Below are 22,621 nucleotides of genomic sequence, written 5' to 3' on the forward strand. Positions count from 1 at the left end.
CTATCGGATTTTTACACACTGGTGGGATCGTTCAATTGATCAGTCTATTAATTTCTTAACTGATCGGCATTAGCTCACATTCGAGCTGCTTTTCTTTTTCTGAAACTCTTAACTCACTATCGCAAATATTGTCCTTGCGCTAGTTAAACAACGACTTCACCCACAGCACTAAACTGTCCCATAACTTCCCAATCCACGAGCCCTCTTCCACCGCTTGGTTACTTACCAACGGATAGCTCGCCACAGTTTTATCGTCACTCTTCCACACGACTTTACCAACCACATCCCCTTTTGCGATGGGTGCAATCAGCGGCTCATTCACGACCACACTCTTGTCTAAACCAGCGGTTAGAGAGCGAGGCAGCGTCAGGTACGCATCTTGGGCAAAACCCAAATCAATCTCACTGACATCGCCTTTCCAAACTTTTGCACTCGCCTGAACTTCGCCCTGTTTTGCCACTTGTTTGGTGTCATAAAAGCGGAAGCCATAACTGAGTAGATTCTTAGACTGGCTAATACGCGACTGTTTGCTTGGTGTCCCCATCACTACCGAGATAAGTCGCATCTTTCCTTGCTTAGCAGAACTGACCAAACTGTACCCAGCATTGCTGGTGTAGCCCGTTTTGCCGCCATCGACATCCATCGATTTATCCCACAGCAGTTTATTGCGGTTGTATTGGGTGATCTTGTTCCACTTAAATACCTTCTCACTATAAAGCGCATAGACTTCGGGCACGTCATTGATGATGGATTGCATCAGCGTCGCCATATCATTAGGAGAAGTTTGAATGCCTTCGCTATCTAGACCATGCGAGTTAACGAAGTAGGTATCGTTCAGGCTGAGCTTATCCGCCCAGCCATTCATCAAGGCGACAAACGCCCCTTCACTACCGGCAACATGTTCAGCAAGCGCTACACAAGCATCATTCCCTGATTGAATGATCACACCGCGCATTAGGTTGGCAACGGTGATTTCATCTTTAGGTTGAATAAACATTTTTGAGGAATCTGGAAATTTGGCTGACCACGCGTTCTCACTCACTGTCACTTTGTCATCCCATTGGAGCCGCCCAGATTTGATTTCTTGCCCTACGACGTAAGCGGTCATCAGCTTAGTTAAACTGGCAGGGGCTAACCCGGCACGCGCGTTTTGCTCCGCAATGATGGCACCGGACTGAAAGTCCATTAACACATAACCTTTCGCCTGTAATTGAGGCGGATTCGGCGTTACGACTGCCAATGCAGGGGCACTGATGGTCTGTAGTAATAAACAAGTGAGCGTGATTCGGGTAAGTGACGTGTTCATCAAGCATCCTCCATGGTCAATGACCGCCAAATGTCTCGTTTCATAAAAACGGTAAGACAGTGATGTCTAAACTGCACCTATCAGATCATAGTTCACTCAGTGCATACCAACACGGAAAGATCGAAGAGTTTCTGTTTTGAGTGCCATTCCTTGCCTTTCAGGCTTCAAAAATCGAGTTCTTACAACAAATCTATTGTTTCTAATAAGGAATTCGATATCGTAAAGCGACTATAAACAAGGACAGACCAGAACAATGAACGCTCAATCATTTATCGACGCAGGACTGCATTACACACCCCACTCGTTTACCGTGCCGCTGGACTACCAAGATCTAAGTAAAGGCACGATCAACGTCTTCGCTCGCTCCGTTTGTTTAGTGGGCGATGAAGACTCCGACAAACCGTGGTTAGTGTATTTTCAAGGCGGTCCGGGCTTCCCTTCTCCTCGTCCAAACGGAAACAACGGTTGGATCAAGCGCGCACTGAGTAAGTATCGTGTACTGCTGCTCGACCAACGCGGCACTGGCAACAGCAGCGTGATTAATCACCAGACGCTTGCGCACCTCACGCCGAAGCAACAGGCAGACTACTTAAGCCACTTCCGCGCAGACAACATTGTTCGCGATGCGGAATTTATCCGTGAACAATTTGGTGTTGAGAAGTGGGCGATTTTGGGTCAGAGCTTTGGCGGCTTCTGCTCACTAACCTACCTATCGCTGTTCCCGAACAGTTTGCTGCAAAGCTACATCACGGGCGGTGTACCTTCGGTTTCTCGCCATGCCGATGATGTGTATCACGCAACCTTTAAGCGCACCATGGAGAAGAACCAAGCCTTCTTCCAACAATTCCCACAAGCGCAGCAGCTATGCCAAAACATTGCTGATCACTTATTGGTGCACGAAGAGTTTCTGCCAAATGGTCAGCGTTTTACTGTCGAACAGTTCCAACAAATTGGGATTAACTTTGGTGTCAGTGATACCTTCTTGCCAACTTATTACTGGCTAGAGAGTGCCTTGATTGAAGTGAACGGTAAGCCTCAGCTTCGGTATGAATTCCTCAACGACATGCTGGCACAGCAAAACTTCCAGACCAATCCAATTTACGCGATTCTGCACGAGTCGATTTACTGCCAAGGCTTTGCTTCTCAATGGAGCGCGCACCGAGTACGTCAAGAACACAACACGTTCAACTACGAACAAGGCAAGCCGTTCTACTTTACTGGCGAAATGGTCTTCCCTTGGATGTTCGATCAATACGTGAACTTAAAGCCTCTGAAAGAAGCGGCGGAATTACTGGCAGAGAAAGCCGATTGGACGCCGCTATACGATGCGCAGCAACTGGCAAACAATAAGGTGCCTGTAAGCTGTGCCGTCTATGCCGACGATATGTTTGTAGAAATGGACATTAGCCGTGAAACACTCGCTGCAATGCCAAACTCAAAAGCGTGGATCACCAACGAATATGAGCACAACGGTCTTCGTGCAGATGGTGAGCGTATTCTCGACAAGTTAATTGCGATGGGTAAACAAACCGCAGCAACATTGAAATAAACAGCTAGCACTCAGAATTCGCTAAAAACCTAGATAGAAAAACGCCTCTTTATCACAAGATAGAGAGGCGTTTTTGATTCGATTCACGTTTAAGTTAGCGCTAGTCTTTGACTCGTTTAGTCATCATTTTGGTGATCACGCGGTAACCCATCTTATGGTAGAAATCTTCGCCTTCGTGATTAAATGACGCCACGGTTAAACCAAGCTCTTCAATATCTTGGCTGCACAAATCACTCTCGATTTTATCCATCAAAGACAAGCCAATACCTAAGTTGCGGTGGCTTTCAGACACCACCAATTCATTGATATAACCGACGCATCTTTCTGGAGAGAGAATCGAGTTGACATCTCGCACGGTGCCAGAGATAAAACCAACCACCTGTCGGTTAGAACAAGCAATAAAAGCCGTGATACTGCCATCAAAATATTTATCGAAGATGTTGCGATCTTCCCTTAACTGCGCCATTTCTTCCGGAGTACGGTAGAAATCTGGCTCAGCATTATAATGAGAGGTGTCGAGTTCGACCAAGAGCGTTTTCAACAGTGGGACGTCTTCTTCTCTTAGTCTTCTGATATGAAACTGTTGCATGTTGAATTCCTTTGCCAACCGACCTGTATCAAACACAGATCTTTGCTTCAACTGATTATCGGATAAGAAGTTTTAGGAATGTGAAGCGAGTCAACAGTACAAATTTCGACCATTTATGTCGAGTACGTTTTCAACAGTTTTACGAGTTTTTACTGATAATTTGAACATCCACAAAATTTAAGTGGAAATAAAAATCCCCTTTTCTCAATAAAAGGGGATTAGAGACCTAATTTAGAAAGCGGCATTTTGCTCAAAAGCGAGTGCCGATTTTAAGCGACTGAAATCCCCAATCGGTTCACCATCAAGCATAAACTGTGGGTAGCTTCTTGCGGTTGGGAATAACTCGAACAAGGTTTCCCGATCAAACTCCACATCCAACTTGAGCGTTGCCACGTTAAAGCCCTGATTTTGCAACCACATTGCTGCGGTTTCACATTGGGAGCACTGCTCCTTGCTGTACATTTCTATTTTCATTACTCTTCTCTGCTATTCCTTGCCGTTAGAAATCCGCATCAAAACTCAATTGGCGATCTTGAGGTCGTTTGTACTCAGTAACACGTTTTTCAAAGAAGTTGGTTTTTCCTTCCATGTCCAATAAACGCATGTAATCAAATGGGTTTTCCGCACCAAAGATCGGGGAGAACCCAAACAAACCAGCGATAACATCGGCAGTGTGCTCAATGTATTGGCACATCAGCTCAGCATTCATACCAATCAAGTCCACTGGTAGGGCTTCCGTTACAAACTCTTTCTCAATTGAAACCGCTTCTCGGCAAATCTCTTCAAACTCTTGTTGTGTCACCTTGCCTTGACCTAAGGTTTTGAATAGCAGCGCAGAGAAGCTAAAGTGCAACCCTTCATCACGAGCAATCAAGTCATTACTTGCTGCCAAACCAGCCAGCAAACCACGTTTACGGAAGTAGTAAATGGCACAGAAGCTGCCAGCGAAGAACAAGCCTTCCACCAAACCAAAGGCGATCAAGCGCATTGCCAATGGTTTATCGGAAGAGATCCACTTCATTACCCACTCCGCCTTACGCTTCACGGTCGGGACGTTTTCAATCGCATTGAACAAGCGCTCACGCTCTTCAACATCGGGAATGTAAGTTTCGAGTTGCAGTGCGTAAGTCTCTGCGTGAATGACTTCATTAAATGCCTGCAAAGCAAGGAAACAGCGCGCTTCCGCGATTTCAATTTCACCATAAAATCGAGTCAATAAGTTCTCGTTGATCATCCCTTCGCTCTGAGCAAAGAACGCCAACACATGTCGAATGAAGTGCTTTTCGCCTTCGGTCAGCTTGGCAAGATCAGCAAGATCTTGAGCAAAATCGAGTTCTTCTGTGGTCCAGAATGCCGCTTCGTGAGTTTTGTACGCTTGCCAAATCTCTTCGTATTGAATGGGGAACAAGCTAAATTTGTTTTTAACAATCATACCGTTTCCTTACTTTCGGTTGATGCGAATCTTTTTAATTGACGAGAGAGGTTTATGCGCCGCAGTTTAGGCAATCTTCATCTTCGCTTTGCTGACCAACGGTGACTTTCACCGCATTCGTTGATGGCTTGGAACGGCAAGTAGTACATGCCGGTTTTCAGACCACGTTTCCACGCGTAGAAGTGCATCGCATTGATTTGGGCGAACGTTGGTGATGCGAGCCATAAGTTGAGGCTTTGTGATTGACAAACAAACGGGGCACGAGCTGCCGACATATCAATGATCACTTTCTGAGAGATTTCCCACACGGTGCGATACACGGATTGAAGATCGTCTGGAATGGCATCGATGCCTTGTACTGAACCGTTATTGAGAATAATGGCGTCACGGATTTTGCTCGTCCAAAGACCACGCTGCTCCAGATCGCTGACCAAATGTTTGTTGATGATGATGAACTCACCCGACAAGGTTTGGCGTTTATAGATATTGCTGGTTTGCGCTTCAAACGCTTCGTTGTTACCTAAAATTTGCGCTGTCGACGCCGTTGGCATTTGAGCAATCAGTAGCGAGTTGCGCACGCCATGCTCTGCGATTTGGCTCTTGAGCTGTGACCAATCCCAGCGGCTGCTTGGTTGTTCATCCCACAGATCAAATTGGAACTGACCATGACTGATTGGTGAGCCGTCATAACTGGAGTACGCGCCTTTTTGCGCCGCGATTTCACAAGACGCTTCAAGGGAGGCGTGATACATGGTTTCTGCGATGTCCCGGTTAAGCTGCAATGCTTCTTCGCTATCGAATGGAAGGTGCATTTTGAAGAACACATCCGCCAAACCTTGGATACCCAAACCAACAGGACGATGCGCGTGGTTCGATTTTTCAATCCTATCGGTTGGGTGATAGTTCACATCGATAACGCGGTCGAGGTTCTTAATCGCGACTTTGGTGACTTGGTGAAGTTTGTCGAAATCAAACCCCGTGTCTGTAACGAACTTAGGCAGTGCCATAGACGCCAAATTACAAGCCGCCGTTTCATCTGGCGTCGAGACTTCCATGATCTCTGCGCACAAGTTACTCGACTTAATGGTGCCGAGGTTTTTCTGATTCGACTTTTCATTACACGCATCTTTGTAGAGCATGTACGGTGTTCCCGTCTCAGCTTGTGACTCAATGATTTGCGTCATCAATTGGCGGGCTTTGATGGTCTTCACGCCCAAGCCAATACGCTCGTATTCTTGGTACTTCTGAGTAAATTCAGCACCGTATAAATCAGACAAACCTTTGGTATTGTGTGGGCTAAACAGAGTCCATTCTGCGTCGTTTTCGACACGTTCCATGAACAAGTCTGGCACCCATAGAGCGAGGAACAAATCACGTGCGCGGAACTCTTCTTTACCGTGGTTTTTACGTAAATCGAGGAAGGATTCGATATCCGCATGCCAAGGTTCCAGATAAACCGCGAACGAGCCCTTGCGCTTACAACCACCTTGATCCACATAGCGAGCGGTTTCATTGAAGACTTTCAGCATTGGCACGATGCCATTCGACACACCGTTAGTACCAATAATTGGCGCCCCAGTCGCTCGAATATTGTGGATGTGTAGCCCAATGCCACCTGCCGATTTAGAAATCAGCGCACAATCTTTGAGGGTGTCGTAAATGCCGTTGATGGAATCTTCTTGCATCGCTAATAGGAAACACGAAGACAGTTGCTGCATCTTACAGCCAGCATTAAACAGCGTTGGCGTAGCGTGGGTGTAGTAGCCAAGACTGAGCAAATCGTATAGCTCTCGAATTTCTTCAAGATCGTCACCTGCGACAGCGACTGCCACGCGCATGAACATATCTTGTGGTCGTTCAACCACCACACCTTTTACTTTCAATAGGTAGGAACGCTCGAGAGTTTTGTAGCCGAAGTAATCAAACTGATAGTCGCGTTTATAGTCAATCATCTCTTCGAGCGCAAACTGATTCTTGGCAACAAAGTCGACGTAAGTATCGGAAAGAATACCGATTTTAGAGAGCTCACGTGTTGCAGTTGCGTATCCGCAGGTCTCTTTTTGCAGAGAACTCACCATCACGCGAGCAGCGAGCTTGGCATAATCAGGATGTTCCGTCGCAAGGCTTGCTGCCGTTTCAGCGAGGAATACATCGATTTCCGTCACCTTAATGCCGTCGTACAAACCGCTTACCACGCGTTGTGCAATCGCAATAGGTTCAACTTTTAGTCCATCAGCCAGCGCTTCGGCTCTTCGAGTCACCTTATCTAGACTGGCTTTTTCTTTCCGTCCATCTCGTTTTATAACGTCCATAATCTATATCTTGTGTGTAGTTCAAATGTTGAGCACCATATGTACGCAATAGATCTAGATAATAATGGTTATCATTACAAGTAGGTTTTTTAAAAGTTAGAACTGCTGATAGAGAGGGTGAGGGAACATATTGACACCAACACCAAGCTCGACAGGAACTGCAATCAGAGACAGGCACCGCAAACCTGATAAAGTGATGAAGTTTGCCACAAAGCTTTAATTTTCATTAACTTAGTTCATTTCTAGAAAAGAATAACAAATGTGATGTGGTTCAAATTTTCATACCCTTTAATTTCCAATGTTACGCGCTGAGATTTGTTGAAAAAATCGCCGGGGCAACATGATTAAAAATATCCGCATAGTTTGTCCGTATTTCCGACTAAATTACTCAGGTATACTCCGAGCCGCTAAAATTGTTAGGTATCGAGTCGTCGAACCATCGACCTTTTAAAGTAAGGAATAATCATGAGTCAGTATGTTGTCTGCGCCCTGTATAAATTTGTGGAACTGGAAAACTACCAAGAGTTACGCGAGCCATTGCTTGCCCTAATGGAAGCCCACGGTGTACATGGAACGTTGCTACTGGCGAGTGAAGGTATTAACGGTACGGTTGCAGCGAAACGCGAAGGTATTGAGACACTGCTTGCATGGCTAAATGCCGAGCCTCGCCTTACTGGTATTGTTTACAAAGAGTCGTACTCAGATACTCAACCGTTTAACCGCACCAAAGTAAAACTAAAGAAAGAGATCGTGACATTGGGCGTTGAAGGCATCGATCCTCGCCATGTGGTTGGCACTTACGTGAAGCCGCAAGATTGGAACGATCTGATTGCTGATCCAGAAGTATTTGTGGTTGATACTCGTAATGACTATGAAATTGAGATCGGAACATTTAAAGGTGCAGTTAATCCAAATACTGACACGTTTCGCGAATTTCCCGACTATGTAAAACAAAACATGGATCCAGAGAAACACAAAAAAGTCGCGATGTTCTGTACGGGTGGTATTCGCTGTGAAAAGTCGACCGCTTACATGAAAGAGCAGGGTTTTGATGAGGTGTACCACCTAGAAGGCGGTATTCTGAAGTACCTTGAAGAAGTACCAGAAGAAGAAAGCTTGTGGGAAGGCGACTGCTACGTATTCGACGGTCGCGTTGCGGTTAACCACCAACTAGAAAAAGCGGACTACGACTTGTGTAACGCTTGCCGACTGCCAATCACAGAAGAAGACAAACAATCAGAGCAGTTTGAGCAAGGCGTAAGCTGCCCGAAATGTTTTGGTAAACACAGTGAAGAGCAAGTAGCGCGCTTCCGAGAGCGTGAAAAGCAAGTGTCTTTGGCAGCGTTTCGTGGCGAACAACACGTCGGTGGTGAAAGTGCCAAACAACGTGAGCAGCGACGCGCAGAAAAACTGGCGAAGAAAGACGCACAGCGCAAACAAGTGTAAGATTCAAACACATTAAATACAAACGCCCCGTTTCTGGCTTGTAGACGGGGCGTTTTTGTTATCGTTGGAAGGTAAAAACTAAGATGATCGGATAAGGCCTGCGTAAGCTTTATCTGGGACGCTGTCAGGAAATACGCTTTCTAGCGCACTCGATTCTATGCTCATGTGTTGCTGTAGAACGGCTTTGATCACCGCCCTCATATCATTAGCAGGGGCTAAGTCTCTCCCTTCATAAAGCTCAGTTTGGGCAAGCCCTGGAAATTCTCCCAACACCTTGCCTCCTTCTATGGCTCCACCAGCAATAAACATGGCGTTTGCTGTTCCATGATCGGTGCCTTTGGTTCCGTTTTCCGCTGCGGTGCGTCCAAATTCACTTGCCGCCATCACGACGGTTTTCGACCAGTTATTCCCTAACGCTTTCTTTAGGTTGGCAAGACCGTTATCCAATTTACGTAATTGATTGGCAAGCCTTCCTGTTTCTGCCCCCTGCCCTGCATGAGTATCCCATCCACCCAGTTCCAATACCGCGATATTTGGACCTCCCTCAGCAGAGAGAAAAGTTCCCGCTTGAGACGCCAACACAGGAAACTGCTTCCCAGGACGATTTCGATTCGACATCATTTCGATCTTCAGCGCTTCTTCAAAATTACTCGCAAGCTTCTCATCACTTTGAAACAACGCCTCTAGCAGCTCCACTTGGCTGTCTCTCGCTTGCAAATTATTTGGATACCAACTGCTGACTGCCTTCTCTCCTTGAACAATCAAAGGTAACCCTGAATCAATCGCCAAACCTTTCGACTTCGCATCCAGTTGTAGCAACCGGTTTAACCACCCATCACGATGTAACGGATTGTCTGTACCGTTTTCTAATACCTTTTGCCCATCAAAATGAGAGCGCTCACGATACGCGGTGGCACAAGCGTGAACCATCGCCATCTGCTTATTTTGATACCACTCGAAGCTGGTTTTCATCGCCGGATGCAAACCATAAAACTCATCGAGTTTATTCAGTTTTTCTGTTGCTAAACCAATCGTCGGACGGAGAGCTAAATACTGCTTATCAGCATAAGGAACCACAACGTTTAATCCATCCATCGCACCCCGCAACGTAATCCAAACAAAGATATTTGGAGAGCTAGATTGAGCAAAGACTGCATTCGGCAACATGCTTGTTGCGCCCACGGCTAAAACGGATTTCAAGAATTGTCGACGAGTCGATGTTAAGTTCGTTTGTTTATCTATTGTCATCACTCACCTCATCGATACTGGAATTGCGGGCTAAGCCAAAGTAGAGAAAGCTTCATCTCTGCCGATGGGGCTTTGTTCATCACCAACCTTGTGTGTTCGTCCAACGCATCGCCGTAAAGCTGTTGGCTAATTTGCTCAACAAAAGCTTGTGGTTTCACACCTTGAGACTTGGCACTTTTCACCGCCAGTCGAGCGATTCGATTCGCTAACTGCCACCGCTGAGTTAATGCCGAAGGGCTGTTGTAATCCGCGTCTTTGTCTGGCCAACCAGCAGGAGAACCCGCCATAAAAGGAGGCTGACCTAAGCTTCTTTGCGCACCGAGTAATTTATTCCCCGACTTGCTCATTTGCATGTCATTCGATTCAGGAAAACGGACATCAGCACTGCGCAAAACCGCGAATAACCACTCTTGAGAAGTACGAAAGCGCACCGCTTCTGCCGATTGGCTCAAAGCGCTTTGAATCAACAATCGATAAACCGGAAGCAAATCCCCTTTGCCTTTTAGGTAAGCTTGGCTGAGCGGTTCAACCAAGGCTTCACCAGAGGGGCCTAAGAAATGCAGCACCAACTTACGTGCAATATGTTTTGCGGTATCAGGATGCAGCGCAAGATCTCTCAAACACGCTCGGCCTTGTTCAATACCTTGTTGAGAATAGCGCTTGCCGAGCAGAGTTATCGAGCCTGGCTCATGGGTTCTTGCATTAAATTGGAAACCAACTTTTGGCGCTTTGAATCCAACACTCCAGCCAGTAATGGCTTTTGACAGTTCAATCACATCTTGTTGTGTATATTGGCTATCAACACCAAGCGTGTGCAGCTCCATGATTTCGCGCGCGAGGTTTTCATTGAGCCCTTTACCCTGTTTCAGCCCTTGTTTGGAGTTCGGTCCTACCGACAAGTTGTTATCCAGAAACATCAGCATGGTTGGGTGCTGACTCACCGCTAAGAGCATCTCGACAAAGTTACCATTCCAGTGTTCTCGAATCACTTCATTTTCGACGCTAGCCACAATCGGACGTACCTTTCGGGTGTCTGCCGATATAGCAAAATGGTTGCTCCAAAATTGAATCAAGCGTTCCTGAAATCCATACGGAGTGTGCAAAGTCTGTTGGTTGCGAGCCTCGACTTGTCGCAAATATTGCTCACGAAAGAACGCACCGATTTGCTTTTGCACTTCACGCTTTTTGGTTGGGGATTGCTTGAGCTCTCGTTTGGTTTCATTGAGCTTTCTCAGTTCCAACAACACTTCGTTTGTACTCGGCAACTTGGTTATTGCCTCATGCCAATAGGTATTACTGCTTAGTTGCTTTTCTAAACTTGGCGAACTGTGTTGATAAAGGAGCCCAAAGCCGAACCGCTGCTCAGAGATAATGTCTTGAGTTGGGTAATACTGCATAGCCGATTCCGTGTGATGCTTTATGTCAGTCTAGCAAGCATCACATGGCGTCGAGTTCAATTTTTGGTTATTTCTCAGTCAGTAAAGCTGGTTATCACGCAGAGGAACTTCTAATTCATTAGTACCATCTTTGGATGACTGTCCAACCATTTCGTCGTAAGCACTTTGTTGGCGAAGGACCTGTTTTTTCGCTTTCAAGTGACGACATTGCTTTTGCAACTCCAGTATCGAATGCGCTCTTAAAAACTTGCCTTTATCGTCGGTAACAAAGTGTTCCTCTCCATCGACTAAGACGGATACTTGATACAAAGCGAGATCGAGAGAGTGGATAACGAGCTTATCGATATAGAAGAATTTTTCCAATTTACCGAGTGACATAGACATAAAGCACCTCCTTGCTCCGTGCCTCTACGTCAACATCAATAAAATCGATCACTGAGTGAGAAATATGCCCCGCAAATACGTAGAAATCGAAAAACAAGTGAGGGGCTCAATGCAAGCAATCAACTTAGTGTGGCTAAAACGCGATTTACGCCTGACCGATCATACGCCTTTGCAACACGCTTTATCTTCAGAGCATCCAACTGTGCTGCTTTATATTGTCGAACCCATGTTACTGGATGACCCACATCACTCAGCTCGTCACTGGCGTTTTATTTGGCAATCACTCCAAGATATGAACGAAACACTTTCGGCTCTTGGTCATCAAGTGTCCGTAATGTCGGGTAGCGCAATAGATTGCCTCAGCGCGATTCAGAATCAGTTCAACATCAACGCTATTTTCTCCCATCAAGAAATCGGACTGCGTTGTACGTTTGAACGAGATAAACAAGTATCAGAATGGCTTCAATCACAAGGGGTTCCGTGGCGCGAATTTGAACATGGCGCCGTCATTCGAGGAGCAAAAGACCGACTCGGCTGGGATAAGCATTGGGATACGGTTATGCGAGCCGAGATTGAAGATATCGACCTTGAAAGTGCTTCTCTTATTACCCTCGATGTTGACGCACTTGGTTGCTCGTTTACGCCCCCTCCTTCTTGGTTAGAAAAAATAAAAGGCATGCAAACGGGCGGAAGTTCGCTCGCTTGGCAAACCATGGAAGACTTTTTTCAACGTCGGGGACGAGATTATTACCGAAGTATTTCTAGCCCTACAGCATCTCGAACCGCATGCACTCGCCTCTCTCCCTATCTCGCATGGGGCAATATATCGCTTCGAGAAGTTTACCAATACCTGCTGAAACATTGGCAAGTGGCAGGGTTTCGTCGCAGCTTAATTGCGCTATCTTCGAGACTGCATTGGCATTGTCACTTTATGCAGAAGTTTGAATCCGAATGCGAAATGGAGTTTCGTTGTGTTAATAAGGCTTATGAACCTTTATCACAGCAAGTAAGCGCCAGAGATGAAGCACTCTTGGACGCTTGGAAGTCAGGCACAACCGGGATACCGCTCATCGATGCTTGCATGCGTTGTCTTCAACACACCGGATACATCAACTTTCGCATGCGCGCGATGTTGGTGAGTTTTTTAGCGCATCATATGAACATGGATTGGCGCGATGGCGTCACTCACTTAGCTCAGTTGTTCCTCGACTTTGAACCGGGTATCCATTACCCACAATTTCAAATGCAAGCAGGAGTGACCGGCACCAATACGATTCGCATCTACAATCCGACGAAACAAGCACAAGAGCACGATGCTGACGGTGAGTTCATTCATAAATGGATTCCAGAACTTGCAATGGTTCCCACGCCCTTGTTGTTTGAACCATGGAAAATGACCGCAATGGAAACCGTCATGTACCAACTGGATCCCGATTCCCGATATCTCGCGCCCGTCGTAAATGTAGAGGCAAGCGCAAAAGCAGCAAGAGAGCGATTGTGGGCATGGCGCAAACGCACAGAAGTGAAAATAGAAGGAGCGAGAATTCTGGCGCAGCACGTTCGGCCTTCGAGCAAAAAGAAAGCAAGTTGATCGCCCAGAAAGAAGCGCGCGTACAAACAAAGGCTTTTATCAGGGAGAGAGCGGTACCCAAACAACGAAAGGAATGCACAATGTTAAAACGTATTTTGGTTACAACCACGGTTATGTTTGCCACTTTTTCATTTTTAATGCCAGCGCAAGCCCATGAACACGGAATGATGAAAGAAGATATTGTTGATGTCGCCGTTGCAAATGGCTCCTTCAACACCTTGGTGGCAGCAGTCAAAGCCGCAGGCTTAGTAGACACGCTTAAAGGAGAAGGCCCATTTACGGTGTTTGCACCGACTGACGAAGCATTTGCTAAGCTTCCAGATGGCACGGTTGATATGTTGCTGATGCCAGATAACAAAGACAAGCTGGTCGCGATTCTTACTTACCATGTGGTTCCGGGCAAAGTGATGGCCGCAGACGTAGTGAAAATGGATAAAGCGACGACAGTCCAAGGGCAAGACGTGATGATCAAAACTATGGGCGATAAAGTGATGATCAATAACGCTACCGTGATTGCTACCGACGTCAAAGCAAAGAACGGCGTAGTCCATGTAATTGATGAAGTCATCATGCCGAAATAAAATCAACAAGGAGGGCGGGTTCACCCGCCCCTTTCAAGGATATGGAAAACATCAAACTTTCGAAGCACGACATTCAATCGATGGAGCAACGCCAACGCACCCGATTGATAAACTCTCTAGCGGGATACAAAAGCGCTAACCTCATCGGCACAAGAGATAGACAGGGGCAAGAGAACCTTGCCGTGGTGAGCTCGGTGGTTCATTTGGGTTCGCATCCACCTCTATTCGGCTTTATCGTTCGTCCACGTAAAAGTCGCCGTCACACGCTAGAAAACATACTCGATACCAAGCATTTCACCATCAACGCTATCGGCGTAGACTTTGTGCAAAAAGCCCATCAAACCTCCGCGCGCTACCCAAAGCATATCTCAGAGTTTGAAGCAGCAGGCCTGACACCTTATTATGATGATGCGTTTCCTGCACCTTTTGTCCTTGAAAGTAACCTCAAGATGGGCCTAGCTTTGAGAGAGCACATCAAGATTGAGAGCAATCAAACGGAGATGTTGATTGGTGAAGTGTTAATGGTGCACGCACCGGAAAGAGCGATCATGCCAGACGGTTACCTTGATTTGGAACTGCTCGACTTGGTGACCATTTCTGGGCTCGACAGCTACCACGTGACACAGCGACTGCATCGACTAAGTTATGCCAAACCCGACTCTCGTCTGTTCCCCTTAACAAGAGAGGGAGAACCTTCCTCTTGGGGAGCGCTTGAAGTCGATTTGGACTAACTCCTCATACTCAAGAACTAAATACAAAAATGGCAGTTTTCTCTGTCCAAGCCGTGTTCACCAGCCCGGTTGGTAAGGTGAGCGCGTCCTGCTTCTAGCCCCATTTCATAGCCTTCGAGCAAGACAGATTGACGCATAGACAATCGCTGAACGTTGAATTCATCTGGCGGAGCAACTACGCGAACACGCGTTCCTTCGGGAGGATTGCGAATGAACTCAAGCGACTCATTGTAGTTCTCTGAGCGATGAAGCATAGCCTCTGCCATTTGTGGATGTTCAGCGAACAGCTTCTTCATTAACCAAGGCGTCTTCACTGGCTTTTTCTCATAAGCCAAAGGATGTGAAAGAACAACCGTGATATCACGAGCACCGCGACGATAGGCTTCTCGTACAGGAATGGAATCTGCCACACCGCCATCGGTATAACAACCACCGGAGAAACACGGGGTATGTTTGTAAGCAATAGGCAGAGCAGTTGTTGCTTCCATCGCGTTGTGGAAGTTATGACGATTCACTCGGTAGTAATCCGCTTTACCTGTATTGATGTTTGTCGTTGCCGCTAAGAAAGGAATGCCTTCAAACAGTTTTGCTTCATCGACTGGGTACAAACGATTTGACTCTTCAAACAACCATTTCACGTCGATCAAATCCCCACCTTTCAAAAAGCGGGTAGGATCGAAAAAGCGTTTGCTCGTCGCCAACTTGGTGATGACGTTAATACTACGGTGCGGATAATCAGTGAGATAGCCGATCAAGTTTGAAGCCCCAGCTGATACGCCAATAGCAAAATCAAATGGTTTGTAGTCTTGCTCTAAGAATGCGTCTAATACGCCACTGGCAAAGACGCCCCGCATTGCACCACCTTCGACTACGATTGCTTTTGTTGCCATGTTTCCCCCCAATAAAGACGTTAAAAAGATTACTGAAATTCGTGCTACAGCAACAATCGGTTATTCTTATTATTGAGATAGGCGAAGTCTATGTGTTTCTTGCTCTTTAAGTGGAAACTTAGGATCAAAAAATCCACATCAACCAAAGCGTTGATGTGGATTTGCAGTCGTTCAATCAGAGATTACGCAAAAACGGTTTTATATGCTTCGGCAGCACCTTCAATAAACATCTGTGTGCCAATCACCGCAAGGATCAATCCCATCATTTTGGTGATCACATTCAGTGCGCTTGGACCAACGGCTTTCACTAACTTGTCACCAAACAAAAACAGGACATAAGTCATCACACAAAGGACTGCGAATGAAGCAATGGTAATAATGGTTTCGGTGATTCCACCCGTTGTTGCAAAGTTCATCGCCGTCGCAAGTGTTCCTGGCCCCGCCAATATCGGCATTGCTAATGGTGAAACGGCAATGCTCAACGCGGCTTGTTCTTGCTCCGGTGAATAAGCCTTTTCCTTGGTCTTCTTGTGTGTCGATTCCCCTTGCAACATGTGGAAGCCAATGAGGAATACTAAGATACCGCCAGTAATGCGCAGTGCGTAAAGGGTAATACCAAATAGGTCAAAAATGACTTTGCCTGCAATAGCGAATACAGCCACGATAACAAAGGCGATAAACACAGAGCGAAGCGCAATTGAGCGCACGGTTTGCTTGTCTTCATCCGCGGTCAGGCTTAAGAAGATAGGGATATTAGCGATCGGGTTCATGATGGCAAAAAAGCCCATGAATACAGTGACGGTATGAAGTATGAGTTCTTTCATGTTTTCTACATTTGGTAAGTTATTGATTATTAAAAATCATTATATACCCAACTTTATAAATAACGTCACTTTATGTCCTCTGCACTTTCCAAGCGCCTCACCTTTTGCTCGTCGCCACAGTTTGAAGCGCATCCTGGTTTACGCTCAATATAAATAGCGTTATGGTGAAGATTCAGCCAATACTAAGAACAAACTAAGGAAGTTGATTGATCATGAACAGTACGATTGAAACCATTCTCGGTCATCGCTCTATTCGTAAGTTCACCTCTGAGCCTATTGCAAGTGAACAACTACAAACGATTCTCCAATCCGGATTAGCCGCCTCTTCTTCTAGCATGCTGCAAGTGGTCTCTATCATTCGAGTGACAGACGCAAAAAAGCGCAAACTGCTAGCACAATACGCTGGCAATCAGGCTTACGTTGAAAGTGCTGCAGAATTTTTGGTGTTTTGCATTGATTACCAGCGTCATGCAACCATCAATCCTGACGTTCAAGCTGACTTTACTGAACTGGCCCTAATTGGTGCTGTGGATTCCGGCATCATGGCGCAAAACTGTTTGTTAGCTGCGGAGTCTATGGGGTTAGGTGGCGTATACATTGGTGGCTTAAGAAATAGTGCTGCGCAAGTCGATGAGCTACTCGGTTTACCTAACAACGCCGCTATCCTGTTTGGTATGTGTTTGGGCCACCCTGCTCAAAACCCAGAAGTAAAACCACGCTTACCCGTTAACGTTATTGTCCACGAAAACCAATACCAAACGCTGAACGTAGACGATGTACAAGCTTACGATCAAACCATGCAAGAGTACTACGCGAGCCGCACAAGCAATCAAAAGCAGAGTGCATGGTCACAAGAAACAGCCGGAAAGCTGTCTGGAGAGTCTCGCCCGCACATCTTGCCTTATCTAAACGGTAAGGGATTGGCAAAGCGCTAAGAAATAGAAAGGTGGTACGATCAAAAAAGGCCTCAGATGAGGCCTTTAGTATCAATTAGTTTATTAGCGACTAGTTACCGCCAGTACCGCCTGTGCCGCCACCCGGTGGATCTTCAGGTTCAATAGGTTCACCTACTTCAGGATCAGGGATAGCTGGTACGTCAGGTTTGATGTCTTCAACAGGTGTACCTGCTTCAATCGCGTCCTTAACCTCTTCAACAACCTTTTGTGTATCTTCAGCTGGGATCTCTACGTAAATCACATCACCAGTTTCGCTTAGCGGGTAAGCCGGGTTTGCAGCAATAACTTCTTCAGTGATTGCTTTAGCTGCTACAGAAACTGCCTCAGGTGATGCGTCTGGGTTCGCCTTAATAACATCTGAAACAACGTTTGCTGTTGCAATTAGCTGTGTAGCGATAGCCGATGCGCCATCATCGCCTTGCTCCTGTAGATCCTGAACCACTTGTTCAGTATTCAGTAGAAGCTCATCAACAGAAACACCGATTGCGTTGATATCAATACCAAGGTCTGAGAACACTTTCTCTGCAACTTCAGGAGAGTAAACTTCACCTTCTTCAAGAGAGCCCGCGATAAGCGTAGTAAACGGAGAACCCGTAACTAGGCCATCTACTTGTGCTAAACCTTGAGGAATGGTGTATTCCGTTGTGATTGGTTTGCCGTTAGACGAGTCACGACTTGTAGCTGTAGGACTCAGTACAAATTCACACTCGTGTGGTGCTGTCACTACATCAATGTGGCTAATACGAGCTTGACCAACCATGCCTTTGTAGTTTGTCGTTAACTCATCCGCCTCACCTGTAAGCTCACCACAGGTGTATGTCACTTTCATGTCAATAACTGCTGGATCATATGCCTGAACTGAATAGGTTTTCACTACTGGGTCGCTATCGCTACCACAGCCAGCCAGTAGCACCGCCGCCACACTTGCCGTTAAAAGTTTGATTTTCAAAATTAGCTCCAATATTTTTGTTATATCCGACCGCAACAGGAAGCATAACGGCAGTTGCATATAGTGTAAATAGGATGCATAGAACTTTGGTATGAGTTTTTTCACATTAACAGTGGTTTACATGTGCAAAACAGCGCATTTTCACTAGTAACTTGAGATAGCCCCACTTTTGTCAGGTATTTGTCAGTATTTTTTCAGTATCAGGTTGCCTTCATTGCAACAAGATGGATAATAGTTGTCTATTTTTTGTTGGTTAGAATCTCTACCTTCATAAATAAAAATGACCTCTCTGAATCATTACGCACGATTAAGAGCATTTATTACATAAAAATACTGAATGGAATCGTTTTAAAAAGGCTAACGATGACACGAATACATCTATATTGATGGGCGTCTCGTCAAACAAAAAGTGAACCAATTTCAGTCGGCAAATTTTCTTTCGGTAGCAAGAAACCAATGAATAAATTTAACAAAGTTTTGGGGATAACGATTCTTCCAATCGTTCTGACTGGGTGTACTGTACCCGGCAGTCATCTGTCAACCAGTGACAAAACGGTAATGACTACCGAAGCGACAGACCTAGAATCTCAAGTTACTGTCTATCCGTTAACCCTTGAAGGTGTCTCCTCATTAAATCCTGCAGAACCATTTTCCAAGCCGAATCCTGAGCTTGATGTAGAGATTGCGAAGTACGAGTACGTTGTTGGTCCTGGCGATATTCTGAACATTACCATTTGGGACCACCCTGAACTAACCATTCCTGCCGGCTCTTACCGTAGTTCCGCAGAAGCAGGTAACTGGGTCCATGCCGATGGCACCATCTTCTACCCTTACATTGGTATTGTTGAAGTTGAAGGCAAAAACGTACGTCAAATTCGTACTGACATCGCTAAACGTTTAGCCAAGTATATCGAAAGCCCTCAAGTAGATGTGAGTGTTGCTGCATTTCGTTCTAAAAAAACATACGTTACTGGTGAAGTAAACAAACCTGGTCAACAACCCATCACAAATATTCCATTAACACTCCTTGACGCAGTTAACCGCGGGGGGGGGTTAGCTCAAGATGCTGACTGGCGTAATGCGACACTAACACGCAATGGTGAAGTCCAAGACATCTCTCTATATGCATTGATGCAGCAAGGTGACTTGACTCAAAACCGCCTACTTCAATCAGGAGACATCGTTCACGTACCACGTAATGACGCCCAAAAAGTATTCGTGATGGGTGAAGTAAACGATCCGAAACTACTTAAAATTGACCGCGCGGGCATGAGCCTAACGGAAGCATTAAGTAATGTAGGAGGAATCAGCCAAATCTCTGCAGATGCAACTGGCGTATTTGTCATTCGACGCTCAAAAGAAGAAGCTAAGATGGCTGATATTTATCAGCTAGATGTTTCAGATGCTTCTGCTCTTGTGATTGGTACTGAATTTGACCTAAACCCATACGACATCGTTTATGTGACTGCAGCACCAATCAGTCGTTGGAATCGAGTAATTGCTCAGTTAGTACCTACAATTTCTGGCTTCAATGAATTGACGGAAGGCGCACTGCGTATCCGCAACTGGCCTTAAATCGCATACGTCTAGAGGGAGTAGCTTAACTCCCTCTACAAACATCAATTTTTAAGCAGAAAACGTTATTCATAACGTTTGTTCACTTAGAAAGGAAAAGAATTTGTTTTCTAATATTTTAGTGGTTTGTGTGGGTAATATCTGCCGTTCACCAACAGGAGAGCGACTTTTACAGTCTCTTTTACCCAACAAAAAGGTGGCATCTGCTGGTATTGCCGTAGAAAAAAGCCACTTAAAGGGCAAGTCTGCTGATGAAATGGCAACTAAAGTTGCACTTGAACACGGAATAGATTTAGAAGGGCATTGCGCTCAGCAATTAACCCCTGAGTTATGTGCACAATATGATCTGATTTTAGTCATGGAGAAAGGCCACCAAGAAGCCTTAACCAAGATTGCTCCAGAAGCTCGCGGCAAAACAATGTTGTTTGGCCAGTGGATTGGTGGAAAGAACATACCCGATCCATATCGCCAGAGCAAAGAAGCATTCGACCATGCTTATGCTCTCATAGATGAAGCCGCACAAGCTTGGACTAAAAAACTATAAGCCGAAAGGCTCATTTTCAAACGCCTATGGCAAGGTATTTAAGAAGTTAATGTAATGACAACACAAACTATTAAGCAATCACGTCAAGTCGACGATGAAATCGATTTGGGGAAGCTATTTGGGATCATCCTTGATGCCAAGTGGTTTATATTATGTACCGTATTCCTATTCTCTGTTGTAGGTGTCGGTGTTGCCATTCTATCGACACCCATATACAAAGCTGACGCGCTTATTCAAATAGAGAAGAAGAGCTCAGGTGGCATTTCAGCAATGGTTGGTGATATGGGCGAATTGTTTTCTGCCGAATCATCTGCAACGACAGAAATTGAGATCATCAAGTCACGTATGATCCTTGGTGATACCGTTGATAAATTCAACTTAACCACTGTCGTTACACCAAACTACATCCCATTTATTGGTAAAGGATTAGCGCGTTTACAGGGTGACCAAATCCGCCTTTCTGTGTCTCGGTTTAACATCCCAACTTATGCTCTTGGTATTCCTCACACATTAGAGGTCGTCAACGCAGAACAAAAAACCTTTAAACTACTGCAAGATGATGGTCGTGTCGTGCTTGAAGGTAAAGTTGGTGAGTTGATCGATAAAGACGGTTACCAATTTATGGCAAATGAGATGTTTGCTCAAGATGGCTCAACTTTTACAGTAAGCAAAATTAGTAAGCTTGATGCAATCAACCAACTGCAACAAAACCTGTCGATTAGCGAACGCGGTAAACAAACCGGCATCATTTCACTTAGTTTCTCAGGTCAAGACCGAGCTCGAATTCAGGAGATTTTGAATGATATTAGCCAAAACTACTTCTTACAAAATGTTCAACGTAATTCAGCAGAAGCAGAACAAAGCCTAGAATTTTTAAAAGGTCACCTTCCGGACATCAAAGTAAAGTTAACCGCCTCTGAAGATATCTTGAACCAATTCCGTCAAGAAAACGAATCTATTGACCTTGGCCTTGAAGCGCAATCAACCCTGAAAGTAATGGTTGAATTAGAAGCGCAATTGAATGAGCTTACTTTTAAAGAGAGTGAGATTAGTCAACGCTTTACACAAGACCACCCTGCTTACAAATCACTGCTCGATAAACGCCAAACACTTCTTAAAGAGAAAGAACGTTTAAATAAACAAGTACAAAAACTGCCTAAAACACAACGTGAAGTACTTCGTATGACACGTGACGTTGAAGTAAACCAACAAATTTACATCCAGCTTCTAAACAAAGTTCAAGAACTAAACATTATTAAAGCAGGTACCGTTGGTAACGTACGTATCCTAGACAGTGCACAGTCTTTCTCTAAGCCAATTAAACCAAAGAAAGCGTTGATTGTTGTTTTAGCAACACTTCTAGGTGGCATGGTAGGTGTTGCATTTGTACTTATCCGTGCAGCTTTCCATCGTGGTGTCGAGACCCCTGATCAAATTGAACAAATGGGTATGCCAGTATACGCAAGCGTACCAAAGTCTATACAACAGCTTGAATTTGCGAGCAAACTTAAGCGCAATAAAGGCAAAGTAAACAAAGAGTTGGTTCTACTTGCCGAAGCAAACCCTGCAGACCTCTCTATTGAGGCATTGAGAAGCCTACGCACCAGCTTACACTTCGCAATGATGGAAGCAAAAAACAACATCCTGATGATTTCTGGCCCAGCGCCATCTATTGGTAAGACGTTTGTCTCTACCAACTTTGCAGCAGTAGCAGCCAAGACAGGTCAGAAAGTTCTACTCATTGACGCGGATATGCGTAAAGGCTATTTACAACAATGTTTCGGCCTTCGTTGGGACAATGGCCTATCAGATCATCTAAGCGGCAAAGTAACAGCCAACGAGATCATCAAATCGACGTCTATCGAAAACTTAGATGTGGTAACTCGTGGTCAAGTGCCACCAAACCCATCGGAGCTTTTGATGCACCCACGATTCAAAGACTTTATTGATGCTATGGCTGCACAATACGACTTAGTCATTATCGATACACCACCAGTGTTAGCCGTAACTGACCCTAGTATCGTTGGCGCACTAGCTGGTACAACTTTGATGGTTGCTCGTTTTGACCAAACGACATTGAAAGAGATCGAAGTTGCCCAAGGCAGATTTGAACAATCTGGCGTAGAGGTAAAAGGTGTTATCCTCAACGCGGTTGAGAAGAAAGCATCTAACTCCTACGGATATGGCTACGGTTACTACAACTACAGCTATAAAAGTGAGTAACACCTAGCTAGAAACACAAATGTATGGTCCGCCCCGTTATTGCAACTACAATTTAGTAATAACGAAGTTGGTTTGCGCTAATGTATTCGGAGTC

Annotated in this window: 19 protein-coding genes and 1 pseudogene; 9 read left to right on the forward strand and 11 right to left on the reverse strand. The window is 45.4% G+C overall.

Annotated features, from left to right (window positions below; genetic code table 11):
* Nucleotides 1-139 precede the first annotated feature (139 nt).
* On the reverse strand, nucleotides 140-1,306 hold the full coding sequence (locus OQJ86_RS23775; RefSeq protein WP_005436203.1) for a D-alanyl-D-alanine carboxypeptidase family protein: 1,167 nt from the start codon (nucleotides 1,304-1,306) through the stop codon (nucleotides 140-142).
* Nucleotides 1,307-1,559: 253 nt separating this feature from the next.
* Between OQJ86_RS23775 and OQJ86_RS23780 the strand changes: the two genes are divergently transcribed.
* Complete coding sequence (locus OQJ86_RS23780; RefSeq protein ID WP_265991527.1) at nucleotides 1,560-2,855, forward strand: alpha/beta fold hydrolase; 1,296 nt, start codon at nucleotides 1,560-1,562, stop codon at nucleotides 2,853-2,855.
* Nucleotides 2,856-2,955: 100 nt separating this feature from the next.
* Here the strand turns inward: OQJ86_RS23780 and OQJ86_RS23785 are convergent, their stop codons facing one another.
* The 4 genes and pseudogenes from OQJ86_RS23785 to OQJ86_RS23800 form a co-directional block, all read right to left on the reverse strand.
* Nucleotides 2,956-3,444: a GNAT family N-acetyltransferase gene (locus tag OQJ86_RS23785; RefSeq protein WP_265991529.1), complete on the reverse strand. Its 489-nt coding sequence runs from the start codon at nucleotides 3,442-3,444 to the stop codon at nucleotides 2,956-2,958.
* A gap of 231 nt (nucleotides 3,445-3,675) precedes the next feature.
* Nucleotides 3,676-3,918, reverse strand: a complete 243-nt coding sequence (locus tag OQJ86_RS23790; protein ID WP_005529518.1) for a glutaredoxin family protein — start codon at nucleotides 3,916-3,918, stop codon at nucleotides 3,676-3,678.
* A gap of 25 nt (nucleotides 3,919-3,943) precedes the next feature.
* Entirely contained in the window at nucleotides 3,944-4,876 is a 933-nt protein-coding gene (locus OQJ86_RS23795; protein WP_042600497.1) for a ribonucleotide-diphosphate reductase subunit beta, read from the reverse strand.
* Nucleotides 4,877-4,928: 52 nt separating this feature from the next.
* A pseudogene (locus OQJ86_RS23800) lies at nucleotides 4,929-7,188 on the reverse strand (ribonucleoside-diphosphate reductase subunit alpha).
* Between the two features lie 465 nt (nucleotides 7,189-7,653).
* On the opposite strand from OQJ86_RS23800, the gene OQJ86_RS23805 reads away from it, so the two are divergent.
* Nucleotides 7,654-8,634 carry a rhodanese-related sulfurtransferase gene (locus tag OQJ86_RS23805; RefSeq protein WP_265991532.1) on the forward strand — a complete coding sequence of 327 codons (981 nt, stop codon included), beginning with the start codon at nucleotides 7,654-7,656 and terminating at the stop codon, nucleotides 8,632-8,634.
* 78 nt (nucleotides 8,635-8,712) lie between these two features.
* Here the strand turns inward: OQJ86_RS23805 and OQJ86_RS23810 are convergent, their stop codons facing one another.
* The 3 genes from OQJ86_RS23810 to OQJ86_RS23820 all read right to left on the reverse strand — a co-directional run bounded on the left by OQJ86_RS23810 (nucleotide 8,713) and on the right by OQJ86_RS23820 (nucleotide 11,663).
* Nucleotides 8,713-9,882: a DUF1501 domain-containing protein gene (locus OQJ86_RS23810; RefSeq protein ID WP_265991534.1), complete on the reverse strand. Its 1,170-nt coding sequence runs from the start codon at nucleotides 9,880-9,882 to the stop codon at nucleotides 8,713-8,715.
* Nucleotides 9,883-9,890: 8 nt separating this feature from the next.
* Nucleotides 9,891-11,279 (reverse strand): DUF1800 domain-containing protein, encoded by a 1,389-nt coding sequence (locus tag OQJ86_RS23815; protein WP_265991536.1) that lies wholly within the window; start codon nucleotides 11,277-11,279, stop codon nucleotides 9,891-9,893.
* 78 nt (nucleotides 11,280-11,357) lie between these two features.
* A complete protein-coding gene (locus tag OQJ86_RS23820; RefSeq protein WP_265991538.1) occupies nucleotides 11,358-11,663 on the reverse strand; it encodes a DUF6482 family protein in 306 nt (101 codons plus the stop codon).
* A 109-nt stretch (nucleotides 11,664-11,772) separates the two neighbouring features.
* Here OQJ86_RS23820 and OQJ86_RS23825 point away from each other — a divergent pair, with 109 nt between their 5' ends.
* From OQJ86_RS23825 to OQJ86_RS23835, 3 genes are all read left to right on the forward strand, one after another.
* A complete protein-coding gene (locus OQJ86_RS23825) occupies nucleotides 11,773-13,254 on the forward strand; it encodes a cryptochrome/deoxyribodipyrimidine photo-lyase family protein (RefSeq protein WP_265991554.1) in 1,482 nt (493 codons plus the stop codon).
* 80 nt (nucleotides 13,255-13,334) lie between these two features.
* Entirely contained in the window at nucleotides 13,335-13,835 is a 501-nt protein-coding gene (locus OQJ86_RS23830; protein WP_265991540.1) for a fasciclin domain-containing protein, read from the forward strand.
* Between the two features lie 41 nt (nucleotides 13,836-13,876).
* Nucleotides 13,877-14,566 carry a flavin reductase family protein gene (locus OQJ86_RS23835; RefSeq protein WP_265991542.1) on the forward strand — a complete coding sequence of 230 codons (690 nt, stop codon included), beginning with the start codon at nucleotides 13,877-13,879 and terminating at the stop codon, nucleotides 14,564-14,566.
* Nucleotides 14,567-14,583: 17 nt separating this feature from the next.
* On the opposite strand, the gene OQJ86_RS23840 is transcribed toward OQJ86_RS23835, so the two are convergent.
* Both OQJ86_RS23840 and OQJ86_RS23845 read right to left on the reverse strand, forming a co-directional pair.
* On the reverse strand, nucleotides 14,584-15,456 hold the full coding sequence (locus OQJ86_RS23840) for a patatin-like phospholipase family protein (protein ID WP_061035303.1): 873 nt from the start codon (nucleotides 15,454-15,456) through the stop codon (nucleotides 14,584-14,586).
* A 182-nt stretch (nucleotides 15,457-15,638) separates the two neighbouring features.
* Complete coding sequence (locus OQJ86_RS23845) at nucleotides 15,639-16,280, reverse strand: MarC family protein (RefSeq protein ID WP_042604760.1); 642 nt, start codon at nucleotides 16,278-16,280, stop codon at nucleotides 15,639-15,641.
* 212 nt (nucleotides 16,281-16,492) lie between these two features.
* Between OQJ86_RS23845 and nfsA the strand changes: the two genes are divergently transcribed.
* Nucleotides 16,493-17,215 (forward strand): oxygen-insensitive NADPH nitroreductase, encoded by a 723-nt coding sequence (nfsA, locus tag OQJ86_RS23850; RefSeq protein WP_265991546.1) that lies wholly within the window; start codon nucleotides 16,493-16,495, stop codon nucleotides 17,213-17,215.
* 70 nt (nucleotides 17,216-17,285) lie between these two features.
* Here the strand turns inward: nfsA and OQJ86_RS23855 are convergent, their stop codons facing one another.
* Nucleotides 17,286-18,185, reverse strand: coding sequence for a hypothetical protein (locus tag OQJ86_RS23855; protein ID WP_265991548.1), 900 nt, complete (start codon nucleotides 18,183-18,185; stop codon nucleotides 17,286-17,288).
* Nucleotides 18,186-18,641: 456 nt separating this feature from the next.
* On the opposite strand from OQJ86_RS23855, the gene OQJ86_RS23860 reads away from it, so the two are divergent.
* From OQJ86_RS23860 to OQJ86_RS23870, 3 genes are all read left to right on the forward strand, one after another.
* Nucleotides 18,642-19,760 (forward strand): polysaccharide export protein, encoded by a 1,119-nt coding sequence (locus tag OQJ86_RS23860; RefSeq protein ID WP_265991550.1) that lies wholly within the window; start codon nucleotides 18,642-18,644, stop codon nucleotides 19,758-19,760.
* Nucleotides 19,761-19,863: 103 nt separating this feature from the next.
* Complete coding sequence (locus OQJ86_RS23865) at nucleotides 19,864-20,304, forward strand: low molecular weight protein-tyrosine-phosphatase (protein WP_104036190.1); 441 nt, start codon at nucleotides 19,864-19,866, stop codon at nucleotides 20,302-20,304.
* Between the two features lie 54 nt (nucleotides 20,305-20,358).
* Nucleotides 20,359-22,527 carry a polysaccharide biosynthesis tyrosine autokinase gene (locus OQJ86_RS23870; protein ID WP_104036189.1) on the forward strand — a complete coding sequence of 723 codons (2,169 nt, stop codon included), beginning with the start codon at nucleotides 20,359-20,361 and terminating at the stop codon, nucleotides 22,525-22,527.
* The last annotated feature ends 94 nt before the right edge of the window (nucleotides 22,528-22,621 follow it).

It is taken from the genome of Vibrio sp. Sgm 5 (assembly GCF_026241575.1).
GTDB classification, from domain to species: domain Bacteria; phylum Pseudomonadota; class Gammaproteobacteria; order Enterobacterales; family Vibrionaceae; genus Vibrio; species Vibrio jasicida.

Excerpts from the sequence above, each read along its gene's own strand:
- OQJ86_RS23775 (WP_005436203.1), bottom strand. The coding sequence starts at position 1,306 with ATGAACACGTCACTTACCCGAATCACGCTCACTTGTTTATTACTACAG.
- OQJ86_RS23780 (WP_265991527.1), top strand. The coding sequence starts at position 1,560 with ATGAACGCTCAATCATTTATCGACGCAGGACTGCATTACACACCCCAC.
- OQJ86_RS23785 (WP_265991529.1), bottom strand. The coding sequence starts at position 3,444 with ATGCAACAGTTTCATATCAGAAGACTAAGAGAAGAAGACGTCCCACTG.
- OQJ86_RS23790 (WP_005529518.1), bottom strand. The coding sequence starts at position 3,918 with ATGAAAATAGAAATGTACAGCAAGGAGCAGTGCTCCCAATGTGAAACC.
- OQJ86_RS23795 (WP_042600497.1), bottom strand. The coding sequence starts at position 4,876 with ATGATTGTTAAAAACAAATTTAGCTTGTTCCCCATTCAATACGAAGAG.
- OQJ86_RS23805 (WP_265991532.1), top strand. The coding sequence starts at position 7,654 with ATGAGTCAGTATGTTGTCTGCGCCCTGTATAAATTTGTGGAACTGGAA.
- OQJ86_RS23810 (WP_265991534.1), bottom strand. The coding sequence starts at position 9,882 with ATGACAATAGATAAACAAACGAACTTAACATCGACTCGTCGACAATTC.
- OQJ86_RS23815 (WP_265991536.1), bottom strand. The coding sequence starts at position 11,279 with ATGCAGTATTACCCAACTCAAGACATTATCTCTGAGCAGCGGTTCGGC.
- OQJ86_RS23820 (WP_265991538.1), bottom strand. The coding sequence starts at position 11,663 with ATGTCTATGTCACTCGGTAAATTGGAAAAATTCTTCTATATCGATAAG.
- OQJ86_RS23825 (WP_265991554.1), top strand. The coding sequence starts at position 11,773 with ATGCAAGCAATCAACTTAGTGTGGCTAAAACGCGATTTACGCCTGACC.
- OQJ86_RS23830 (WP_265991540.1), top strand. The coding sequence starts at position 13,335 with ATGTTAAAACGTATTTTGGTTACAACCACGGTTATGTTTGCCACTTTT.
- OQJ86_RS23835 (WP_265991542.1), top strand. The coding sequence starts at position 13,877 with ATGGAAAACATCAAACTTTCGAAGCACGACATTCAATCGATGGAGCAA.
- OQJ86_RS23840 (WP_061035303.1), bottom strand. The coding sequence starts at position 15,456 with ATGGCAACAAAAGCAATCGTAGTCGAAGGTGGTGCAATGCGGGGCGTC.
- OQJ86_RS23845 (WP_042604760.1), bottom strand. The coding sequence starts at position 16,280 with ATGAAAGAACTCATACTTCATACCGTCACTGTATTCATGGGCTTTTTT.
- nfsA (WP_265991546.1), top strand. The coding sequence starts at position 16,493 with ATGAACAGTACGATTGAAACCATTCTCGGTCATCGCTCTATTCGTAAG.
- OQJ86_RS23860 (WP_265991550.1), top strand. The coding sequence starts at position 18,642 with ATGAATAAATTTAACAAAGTTTTGGGGATAACGATTCTTCCAATCGTT.
- OQJ86_RS23870 (WP_104036189.1), top strand. The coding sequence starts at position 20,359 with ATGACAACACAAACTATTAAGCAATCACGTCAAGTCGACGATGAAATC.